Annotated in this window: 10 protein-coding genes and 3 pseudogenes; 9 read left to right on the top strand and 4 right to left on the bottom strand. The window is 70.4% G+C overall.

Going from position 1 to position 9,768, the window contains the following annotated elements:
- The 5 genes and pseudogenes from ACWGR4_RS47810 to ACWGR4_RS47790 form a co-directional block, all read left to right on the top strand.
- Window positions 1–725: pseudogene (locus ACWGR4_RS47810) on the top strand (hypothetical protein); the annotation flags it as partial.
- Window positions 722–1,177, top strand: coding sequence for a roadblock/LC7 domain-containing protein (locus ACWGR4_RS47805; protein ID WP_078975402.1), 456 nt, complete (start codon window positions 722–724; stop codon window positions 1,175–1,177). The pseudogene ACWGR4_RS47810 and the gene ACWGR4_RS47805, both read left to right, overlap by 4 nt.
- Window positions 1,167–1,571 (top strand): DUF742 domain-containing protein, encoded by a 405-nt coding sequence (locus ACWGR4_RS47800; RefSeq protein WP_078979221.1) that lies wholly within the window; start codon window positions 1,167–1,169, stop codon window positions 1,569–1,571. The genes ACWGR4_RS47805 and ACWGR4_RS47800 overlap by 11 nt, the downstream gene beginning before the upstream one ends.
- A gap of 46 nt (window positions 1,572–1,617) precedes the next feature.
- Window positions 1,618–2,205, top strand: a complete 588-nt coding sequence (locus ACWGR4_RS47795) for a GTP-binding protein (RefSeq protein WP_379997253.1) — start codon at window positions 1,618–1,620, stop codon at window positions 2,203–2,205.
- Window positions 2,206–2,222: 17 nt separating this feature from the next.
- Entirely contained in the window at window positions 2,223–2,702 is a 480-nt protein-coding gene (locus ACWGR4_RS47790; protein ID WP_379995021.1) for an SAM-dependent methyltransferase, read from the top strand.
- A gap of 51 nt (window positions 2,703–2,753) precedes the next feature.
- Here ACWGR4_RS47790 and ACWGR4_RS47785 read toward each other — a convergent pair whose 3' ends face one another.
- The 3 genes and pseudogenes from ACWGR4_RS47785 to ACWGR4_RS47775 all read right to left on the bottom strand — a co-directional run.
- Window positions 2,754–4,154 carry a flavin-containing monooxygenase gene (locus ACWGR4_RS47785; RefSeq protein ID WP_452133849.1) on the bottom strand — a complete coding sequence of 467 codons (1,401 nt, stop codon included), beginning with the start codon at window positions 4,152–4,154 and terminating at the stop codon, window positions 2,754–2,756.
- 207 nt (window positions 4,155–4,361) lie between these two features.
- A pseudogene (locus ACWGR4_RS47780) lies at window positions 4,362–4,739 on the bottom strand (TetR/AcrR family transcriptional regulator); the annotation flags it as partial.
- 2 nt (window positions 4,740–4,741) lie between these two features.
- Window positions 4,742–5,293, bottom strand: a pseudogene (locus ACWGR4_RS47775) (MerR family transcriptional regulator); the annotation flags it as partial.
- Window positions 5,294–5,450: 157 nt separating this feature from the next.
- On the opposite strand from ACWGR4_RS47775, the gene ACWGR4_RS47770 reads away from it, so the two are divergent.
- The 3 genes from ACWGR4_RS47770 (at window position 5,451) to ACWGR4_RS47760 (ending at window position 8,159) form a co-directional block, all read left to right on the top strand.
- Window positions 5,451–5,885 carry a hypothetical protein gene (locus ACWGR4_RS47770; protein WP_452133848.1) on the top strand — a complete coding sequence of 145 codons (435 nt, stop codon included), beginning with the start codon at window positions 5,451–5,453 and terminating at the stop codon, window positions 5,883–5,885.
- A gap of 2 nt (window positions 5,886–5,887) precedes the next feature.
- Window positions 5,888–7,573 (top strand): alpha/beta hydrolase, encoded by a 1,686-nt coding sequence (locus ACWGR4_RS47765; protein WP_452133847.1) that lies wholly within the window; start codon window positions 5,888–5,890, stop codon window positions 7,571–7,573.
- 94 nt (window positions 7,574–7,667) lie between these two features.
- On the top strand, window positions 7,668–8,159 hold the full coding sequence (locus ACWGR4_RS47760) for a hypothetical protein (RefSeq protein WP_452133846.1): 492 nt from the start codon (window positions 7,668–7,670) through the stop codon (window positions 8,157–8,159).
- A gap of 29 nt (window positions 8,160–8,188) precedes the next feature.
- Here the strand turns inward: ACWGR4_RS47760 and nucS are convergent, their stop codons facing one another.
- Window positions 8,189–8,848, bottom strand: a complete 660-nt coding sequence (gene nucS / locus ACWGR4_RS47755) for an endonuclease NucS (protein ID WP_078975413.1) — start codon at window positions 8,846–8,848, stop codon at window positions 8,189–8,191.
- 382 nt (window positions 8,849–9,230) lie between these two features.
- Here nucS and ACWGR4_RS47750 point away from each other — a divergent pair, with 382 nt between their 5' ends.
- Window positions 9,231–9,623, top strand: a complete 393-nt coding sequence (locus ACWGR4_RS47750) for an SCO5389 family protein (protein ID WP_379995007.1) — start codon at window positions 9,231–9,233, stop codon at window positions 9,621–9,623.
- Window positions 9,624–9,768: the final 145 nt, after the last annotated feature.

Raw genomic sequence — 9,768 nt, 5'->3', positions numbered from 1 at the left:
CCGAACGCCCCCGGTCCGCGGCCGCCGCGCCGCGTGGGCCGATCGTGCCCCGCGAGGACGCCGCGCCGCCGGTCAAGACGCCCAAGGGCCTGCCCAAGCGCACCCCGGCGGCCAATCCGCCCGCCCCGGAGGCGCCGGCCGCGAAACTGGTCGCGCCGGGCGCGCTGTTCGAGGCGACCGGGTCGACGGCACGCCCCGAGGTCGCGCCGCCCGCGCGTCGCGCGAACCCGGCGCCGGTGGCCAACGCGGCCGCGGCGCCGAGGACCGCTGCGGCGAAAAGCGCGGCGGCGGGGACCGCGGCGGGCAAGGGCACGGCGGCGAAGAGCGTGGCGCCGAAGAGTGCGACGGTGAAGGGCGCGACGGCGAAGACCGCCGCCGCGACGCCGCCCGTCGCGCCACGGCCGGCGATCGGCGGGGACGGCACGGGCCCCGCGGCCTCCGCGGTCGGTCGTACCCGGCGTGGTCTGCCCAAGCGACTGACGGCGGGCGACGACAGCGGCGCGTTCGCGATCCCGCCCGCCGCGGACCCCGCCCGGGACACCGGAACGCTCTCGGCCGCCGAACTGCGCCGACGGCTGACGGGCTTTCAGGAAGGTCTGGAGGCAGCCCGCCGGGAGGACGAACCGACCGGTCCGATCCGCCCGTCCGGGCCGATCGTGTCGACCGACGAAGAACCCACCTTCCCGCCGGACGTGCGGGAGGAGACAGGAGGTGGAGACCGGTGACCGGATCGAATGGCACCACGGCCCGCGATGTCGACTGGCTGGTGGCCGGGCTGGCCGGGGACGTCCCGGGGGTCCGCGAGGTCGTCCTGGTCTCCTCCGACGGCCTGATGCTGGCCAGCGCGCGCGGCCCGGAGGCGGCCGGCGCCGCCGGTGACGCCGAGGAGCAACTCGGCGCGATCGTCAGCGGCCTGGTGGCCCTGGCGGAGGGCACCTCGCGGGTGCTCGACATGGGCGCGGTCCGCCAGGAGATCGTCACGATGGCCGAGGGCTACGTCGTGGCGATGTCGATCAGCGACGGCTCCTGTCTGGGCGTGCACGCGGGCGGGTCCGCCGATCTGGGCGTGATCGCCTACCAGATGACCTCGTTCGTTCGGCGCGCCGGCCACGTCCTGACGCCGGCCCTGCGCGCACAGATGCACCAGGACCGTGGAGGTGGTCGCGTTGGCTCCTGACGGCGGTTATTCCGACTACGACGACGCAGGGGGTTTTCCGGCCCGTCCCGAACCGGGCGGTCGCACCTCGCGCGTGCGTCCCTACACGCTGACCCGCGGCCGGACCCGCTACGGCCACGTGCTGCTGGTCGAAACGCTCGTCACCACCCTGGACTGCCCGCAGGACGAGACCGGCGACATGCCCGAGGTGGCCCGCATCGTGCACCTGTGCCGCGGCGTGCGGTCGGTGGCGGAGGTGGCGGCGATCCTGCACATGCCGCTCGGCGTGGTCCGGGTGTTGATCAGCGACCTGGCCTCGCAGGGCCGGATCAGTGTGTACCAGGCCGAGCACGAGGCCGGCCGACCCGATCGTGCGCTGCTGGAGAGGGTGCTCGGTGGACTACGCAAGATTTGACCTCGGCGGTGTCGGCGGCCTCGGCGACGAGGTCCCGGCCATCCCGATGCCGGCCGCGGGCGCGTCCGGTCGGCGGATCGGCGAGGGGCCGCCGATCACCTCGACCAAGATCGTGGTCGCGGGCGGTTTCGGCGTCGGCAAGACCACACTGGTGGCCGCCGTGTCGGAGATCCCGCCGTTGACCACCGAGTCGGTCATGACGGTGATGAGCGAGGACGTCGACGACCTGTCCGGTCTGCCGGAGAAGCGCACCACCACGGTCGCGATGGACTTCGGCCGGATCACCCTGGAAGCCGACCTGGTGCTCTACCTGTTCGGTACCCCGGGGCAGAACCGGTTCTGGTTCATGTGGGACGACCTGGTGCGCGGCGCGGTGGGCGCGATCGTCCTGGTGGACACCCGCCGACTGGAGGACAGTTTCCCGGCGGTGGACTACTTCGAGCGGTCCGGGATCCCGTTCGTGGTCGCGGTCAATCTCTTCGACGGCGCGCCGCGCTATCCGGAGGAGGACCTGCGCGACGCGTTGTCGATCGGCCCACGCACGCCGATGACCGAATGTGACGCGCGGGACCGGGAGAGCGCGGTGAACGCGCTGGCCGAGTTGGTCGTGCACGCCATGGACCTGACACCGTAACGGGAGGGAGCACACCCGTGGAGCCGCTGCCCGATGTCACCCTGCGTGCGATCGGGCGGGTGTCCGCCCCGCGCGTGGAACTCGTGGACGATCACTGGGGGAACGTGTCCTCGGTGATCCGCCTGGACGGGGAACGCTTCGGCCCCGAGGCGCTGTTCGGTCTTGACGACTTCTCCCACCTGGAGGTGGTCTTCCACTTCCACCGGGTCCCGGACACCGCCGTCGAGACCGGCGCCCGCCGGCCGCGCGGCAATCCGGCCTGGCCGCTCGTCGGCATCTTCGCCCAGCGCGGCAAGAACCGCCCGAACCGTCTCGCCGTCTCCCGGTGTGCGCTGGAGCGGGTGGACGGCCTGGACGTCCACGTGCGCGGCCTCGACGCGGTCGACGGCACGCCGGTGCTCGATCTCAAGCCCTACCTCGCCGAGTTCGGCCCGCGCGGCGAGCTTCGCCAGGCGGCGTGGTCGAGCGAGTTGATGGCCGACTACTACGCCGACTGAGCGCGGCGGGTTCGGGCCCGCCGAACGGCCGGCGGTGTCGGGTCGTGGTGGTCAAGCGCGTCGGGTGGCCCACCGGTATCGGTAGGTGTGCCAGGGCCAGTTGGTGGTCACCTGCCCGTCGGCGCCCTTGTACCAGCTCGTACAGCCCGCCTCGAACACGGTGCCCGCCACGCCGGCCGCGAGCGCCCGCCGGTCCGCCTCGTACTCGGCCGCGCCCACCTCGTGGACCCGGCCGTCGCGGATCCTGCGCACCACGTACGCCACCTGACTCTCGATCATGTAGATGATCGAGTTGTGGCCCAGGTTCGTCCCCGGCCCGTACAGCAGGAACAGGTTCGGGAAGCGCGGCACGGTCATCCCCAGTCGGGCCGCCGCCCCCTCCCGCCACACGTCCTGCAGCCGCACGCCGTCGCGCCCGACGATGTCCATCGGCCGCAGGAATTCGGTGGCCAGGAACCCGGTGCCGTGGATCAGGGTGTCCACGGGGTAGTCCCGCGCGGCGGTGCGCGGTCCGCTCGGGGTGATCTCGGTGATCGGGTCGGTGACCAGTTCCACGTTGTCCCGGGTCAGGGTCGGGTAGAAGTCGGCCGAGATCAGGATGCGTTTGCAGCCGATCGGGAAGTCCGGGGTCAACCGGGCCCGCAGCGCCGGATCGGCGATCTGCGCGGCCAGGTGCCGGCGTGCCGCGTGCCGGGCCAGGCGGGCGCCGACGTTGCCGCGCACCGCCCAGTAGACCGCGGTCTCGCCGCGCAGATAGGTCGCCGCGCGCACCGCGGTCCGAGCCGGCGGGAACCGGCGGAAGACCCGGTGCGCGATCCGCCCGTAGGCCCGATCCGGCTTGGGCACCACCCAGTTCGCGGACCGCTGGAAGACGTACAGCCGGCGCACCCGCGCGGCGATGCGCGGCACGAACTGCACCGCGCTGGGCCCGGTGCCGATCACCGCAACGGTGCGGTCGTTCAGGTCGTGGTCGTGCCGCCACCGCGAGGAGTGGAACGCGGTGCCGGCGAACGAGTCCAGGCCGGGCAGGTCGGGATAGCGCGGCCGGTTGAGCTGGCCCACGGCCGAGACCAGCACCCGGGCGGTCGCCGACCCGCGCGAGGTCTCGATCCGCCACACCGCGGCCGTCTCGTCCCAGCGCGCGGCGTTCACCTCGGTACCGAGTGCCAGGTGGGCCCGGATACCGAACGTCCGGGCGCACTCGTGCAGATAGCGCAGGATCTCGTGTTGCTCGGGGAACACCCGGGACCAGTCGGCCCGTTGCGCGAACGAGTACGAGTACAACATCGACGGGATGTCGCAACCCGCGCCCGGATAGGTGTTGTCGCGCCAGACGCCGCCGAGGTCGTCGGCCTTCTCGTAGACGGTGAAGTCCTCGATGCCGGCGCGGCGCAGCCGGATCGCCATGCAGATCCCGGCGAACCCGGCCCCGATGATCACCGTCCCCGGCATCGCGAACCCCCTTGACGTCAGGGCCGATACGGCCGGACGAGGTAGAACTCGGTGGCCGGCGGGGCACTCGAACCCGCCGCGCGCAACGCCGCGTCGGCCGCCGCGCGCCCGCTTTCGGCGGCCCCCTCCATGGTGGCCGGGTCGATGCTGTCGCGTACATGGTCACCGGCCGGAAAAGGTTGGGCACCCGCCGCGCCGGCCGCCTCCTCAGCCGCTCAGGCCGGCGCTGATCAGCCAGATGTGCTCGCAGGTCGCGGCGACCTCCGGCAACTTGTCCAAAGACTCCCGCGAGGCGTGATAGAAGGTGCGCTCGATCATCCAGCACAGGGCGCGCGCCATCGCCGAGGCCTGTTGCGGTTCGGTGCCGGCCGGCACACCGGCGCGTTCCAGGACGGCGGTGATCGCCTCGATGAACAAGTCGGCGGTGTGACTCCACAGTTCGCCGATCTCGGGCACAGTCAACGACAGGTCGATCGCGGTGCGCATGACCGTGCCGTGCGCGTTCCACAGTTCGACCGTGCGCCGCATGGCCGTGGCGACGGCCGCTCGCGGCTCGTCGTGCCGCGCGGTGGCCCGCGAGCGTTGGACAACAACCGGCAATGCCGGTCCTCACGGCCCGCCGGCCGTAGCCACATCCCCTGCGCGGTCGCCTCGACGCGCACTCCGCCGAGTACCGGCACGCCCGGCTCCCGTACGGTCGCGGTCAGGACTTGTTCGATCGCGTCGGCCAGTACCGGCCCCTTCAGGGCGGCGATCGGCACACCGGCCGGCGCCCCGGCCAACGAGGACTTGACCACGGCGGCCTTGCGCCGTGCCGCCTCCGCCTCCGCATCCGCATCCGCATCCGCATCCGCATCCGCGAGCACCCTGGCGACATGCTCGTCGATCAGCCGCGACGCCTCCACGGGTCCGGCGTCGAGGACGGCGTCGACCTCGGCAAGCGGCATCGCGATCTCACGCAGTCGGCGCAGCGCCGTGGCCCGCGCCACCTGGTCGGCGCTGTAGTAGCGGTAGCCCGAGACGGGATCGACCTCGGCAGGGTGCAGCAACCCGGAGTCCGCATGGAACCGCAGCGCACTCGAGGTCAGACCACTGTGTCGGGCGAAGGCCCCGATCGGCATCAACTCGGTATCCGGCATCCCGACATCCTTGGGCTTCATCCGACTCGAAGGTCAACACCGGTCGGGCTCCGACGCCGCCCCGGCGGCGCCGTCGCATACTCGACCGACACATCTTCCGCTGAATTGTCGGATTTACTGACAAATCCACACGGAGGGCACGCGGGAGAATACCGGCATGCCCGAGCAGGAAATCGCCGACACAGCCGTAAATCGAGCCCTGTCGCCGGAGTATTTTCGTGCCGATCCGATGAGCGGCGCCCTGAAGAGCAGCATCATTCCGCCGGCGGAGCCCTCTCACGCCACCTTGGCGGCACCCTCGGATTCCTCCTTCCGGGTCAAAATCGAAGAGTTGGCCCCGGCCGCCGGCAAGGCGGTCTCGGTAGCCATGGAACTGAGGAGTCTGAGCGCGGACATCAACCACGGCCCGCCGGCGGGAACACCGGGGTTCATGACCGGTTTCCAACTGGGCGAGCTGAGCCGCGAGTGGGGCGGCGCGATCGCCCACCTCGCCGACCGGGCGCAGGCGGGGGCCGACAGGATCTACCGCACGCGAACGAAGTACGCCCAAACCGAGACGAACGTCGCCACCGACTTCACGGCGGGGTCGTAACCATGGTCGGCTTCACCGAGCTGAGGGCCGCGAACTTCGAGAGCTGGCGGGAAGCCGCCCGCACCTGGAGGACCACCGCCGGCAAACTCGCCGAACTGGAGAACACGTTCCGGACCGGGGTCAACGACGGTGTGGCGGCGGCCGGATGGAGGGGGCAGGCCGCCGGAACGGCCGACCGGGATCTCGAAGTGACGGTTCGACAGATCGCCGTCTCCGCAAGCCAGGCGCAGACCATCGGTATCGCGGCCGAACGTGCGGCATCCGAACTGCCCGCGATTCAGACCACGTTCCGCGCGGCCATCCAGGAGGCCGAGACCTCCGGTCTCCGGATCGTGGAAACCCCGGGCGGATACACCGTGCAGGCCGCCGCCCCGCCCGCCGCGACCGGCAATCCCACTCCGGCGGATGCGGCACGGCAACAGAGCACCATCGACGGCTTCGTGGCCCGCTTCGACACACTGCTTCGCCAGGCGAGCGAGGCCGACGCCAAATTCGCCGCGACACTGACCACGCTGATGCCGGCCGACGTCGCGGAAACCCGGCCGGACTCCTGGCAGAACAGCGTCGAGGACACCCGGCGCGTGGCCGGCCTGTACGGCGTGGGCCCGGTCCCGAACCTGGATCCCACGCAGGCGGCGGCCTGGTGGCGCGGCCTGTCCGAGGAACAGCGGGCCCTGTACCTGGCCGCATATCCGCGCCGACTCGGCAGCATGGACGGCCTCCCGGCAGCCGTTCGCGACACGGCCAACCGCACCGCCCTGGACCAACGTCTGACCGAACTCGCCCCGGCACTGGCCGGCGGCAGATCCCCCGACCACGACAAACGCGAGTGGGAAAACCTCACGAAGATCAAGAAGGTGTTGGTCGCCGGATACGCTCGACCGCCCGGCAAGGAATTGATGCTGCTGAAGTTCGGGGACAAATTCCTCGACGGCCAGGTGATCATGTCCGTCGGCGATCCCGACAAGGCAAAGCACGTCGCCGTGCTGGTTCCCGGGACCGGCGCCACGGTGGCCGACAATCTCGCGGGCGGGATTACCCGGGCGGACAGGATCCGGGACACCGCGGTGGGTTTGACGGACGGAAAAAGCGGTGTGGCGTCGGTCTTCTGGCTCGACTACGACGCACCCGAGAAAAAGGGGATCGGCAGCATGGCCGGATGGGCGCGCTCCGAGGAGGGGGCGCCACGGTTGCACTCCTTCGTCGGTGGAGTCCGCGCCCAAGGCAACGATCATCACATCACGGTCATCGGCCACAGTTACGGAACCGCACTCGTCGGCGACGCGGCAAAGACCGGTGGACTGGCAGCCGACGACATCGTCGCCCTGGGCAGTCCCGGAATACACGTCAAGCACGCGGAGGACCTGAAAATCGACCCGGGCCACGTGTGGGCGGACCGCTCACCGGTAAAGCTCGACGAAGACCAGGCCGTCGTCGACCTGGGAAGCGCAAAACACGGCACCGACAAGGAGCCGAGCCTATTCGACATGGCCGCCGACGCCGCCATCGGCAGCGACGACCGGGTCAGCCCGACGGACGAGGCGTTCGGCGGGAAGCGCCTGCAAGGCGATGCCGACGGCCACAGCGGCTATTGGGATACCGGCGGCGAAAGCCTGCTCAACCAGGGCAAGATCGTGGCGGGTATGTACAACGATCCGAATCCGCTGAACCGACCCCACGTCAAGTAGGGCGCACATCGTGATCGCACACCGCCTGTCCGGTATAGCCGCGGCCTTGTCTGCGGTGTTGGTATTGATTCTGGCTTCGGGATGTGGAGATTCCATGAACAAGCAGGACGTCAAAGTCCCCGAAATGTCCGAGGATCAGGCCGGGGCCACCGCCGAGGAATACACGCGGCTGGTCATCGAGGGAATCAGGGCTCCCGTCGTCGATCGTGCGCCGTCGTTCAATGTATCCCCGTGCGGAGAGGTGATGAGCGGGGAGGATTCCATCGAGAAGACCTTCACCGCACTGCGCATCCAAAACATCACGGTGCCTTCACAGCAGCAGGAGTCGGTATTCCGGCGGGCTCGCGCCACCATCGAAGAAATGGGATTCCGAATCCGAAAATTCGAGACGGCGACGGCCGCCGGAAAAGGTGCGGGCAACCTGACGGCGATGAAGCCCGCGGATGGATTCTCGATTACTTTGCAATCGACGGCATCGGCGGAGGAAGTGATGATCATGGTCGCCGGCCCGTGCCTGGCCCGGCCGAGGGCATCGGCGGGCGGCAGCCTTCAGGAGCCACCCGCCGGTCGAACCTCACAGGCATGACGCGCCGGCGGGCGAGGCCCCGCCCGCGCTCAGAACAGCTTCAGCTTGTCGTCCTCGGTGCCGCGCAGCGCGTTGTAGTCCAGCGTTACGCACGTGATGCCCCGGTCGACCGCCAGGACCCTCGCCTGGGGCTTGATCTCCTGGGCCGCGAAGACGCCCTTGACCGGGGCGATCAGCGTGTCCCGGTTGAGGAGTTCGAGGTAGCGGGTGAGTTGTTCGACGCCGTCGATCTCGCCCCGGCGCTTGATCTCCACCGCCACGGTGGTGCCGTCCGCGTCCCGGCACAGGATGTCCACCGGGCCGATCGGGGTGGGGTATTCGCGGCGGATCAGCGTCCAGCCCGCGCCGAGCGCGTCGAGGCGGTCGGCCAGCAGTTCCTGGAGGTGCGCCTCGACGCCGTCCTTGACCAGGCCGGGGTCGATACCCAGCTCGTGCGAGGTGTCGTGGAGGACTTCCTCGATCGTGATGATCAGCTTCTCGCCGCCCTTGTTGATCACCGTCCACACCCCGTCCCCCTCCTTGAGGGTGCACGGCGGACTCATCCAGTTCAGCGGCTTGTACGCGCGGTCGTCGGCGTGAATGGACACGCTCCCGTCCGACTTGACCAGAATGAGCCGAGGGGCGGACGGCAGGTGGGCGGTGAGTCGCCCGACGTAGTCCACGGAGCAACGGGCGATGACGAGACGCATGCCCCGACGCTACCGCCTCCGAAGCCCCTCCCCCGGCCATCCCCCGGCTCCGGCCGCACCCCGTGTGACGCACCTCATCGTGCCGACCTTCGACCACGTCGAACACCGCGCATGACCGCCGTCGCGGACACGGCGCGATGATCGAACGGGGGAGCGGCCCGCCGGGCGCATGCCCTCTCCCGAACCGCGTTCACCTCCGGTTCGCTCTGGAGCAATGCGTAGGCGATGACTTACGGTGAGTCCGGAGACGGTGCGGGCCGGGCGGATGCGCGTTCGGGGCGTGCCGTGGGCTATGCACGGGTGCCACCAGCCACTGCCACGTACGAGACACGACCCGAACCGCCGGGCGAACTTGCGTACGTCCCGGCCGGAAGGAGCACCGATGTCGCTCGATGTGCCTCCGAAGCTGTTGGAGCAGGCCGAACAGGGTGAGGTCGACGAGGCGGAGTTCGTCGACTGCGTGCGTGACTCGCTGCCCTACGCCTGGAATCTCGTCGCCGCCCTGGCGACACAACTGCGGGTGGATGGCGGCGCGTTCGCGGACAACCAGGTGCCGCCCGCCACCGAGACCGAGCGTGGACAACTGCTGCGCGCCCTGGCCTCGGACGCGATCCGCGGCTCGATGGAACGGCACTTCGGGGTCAAACTCGCGTTCCAGAACTGCCACCGGGTCGCGGTCTTCCCGATCGAGGGCCTGGACGCGGACCGGTACGCGAAGTTCACCTCGATCCGCGGCCAGTTGCTCAACCAGTCACCGACCCTGCGCGACTGCTGATCCCGCATCGGCAGGCTTCGGCGGCGCGGGCGGGCCCCACGGCACGCCCCCGCCCCCCCCATCCCCCCCCGCGCCCGGGCCCCCCCACCCGCCCCCCCCGCCCCCCCACCCCCACGGGCCCCCACCCCCCCCCCCCCCCAGGGGT

Source organism: Embleya sp. NPDC055664 (assembly GCF_053618075.1).
This window is presented reverse-complemented; position numbering and strand designations above follow the sequence as displayed.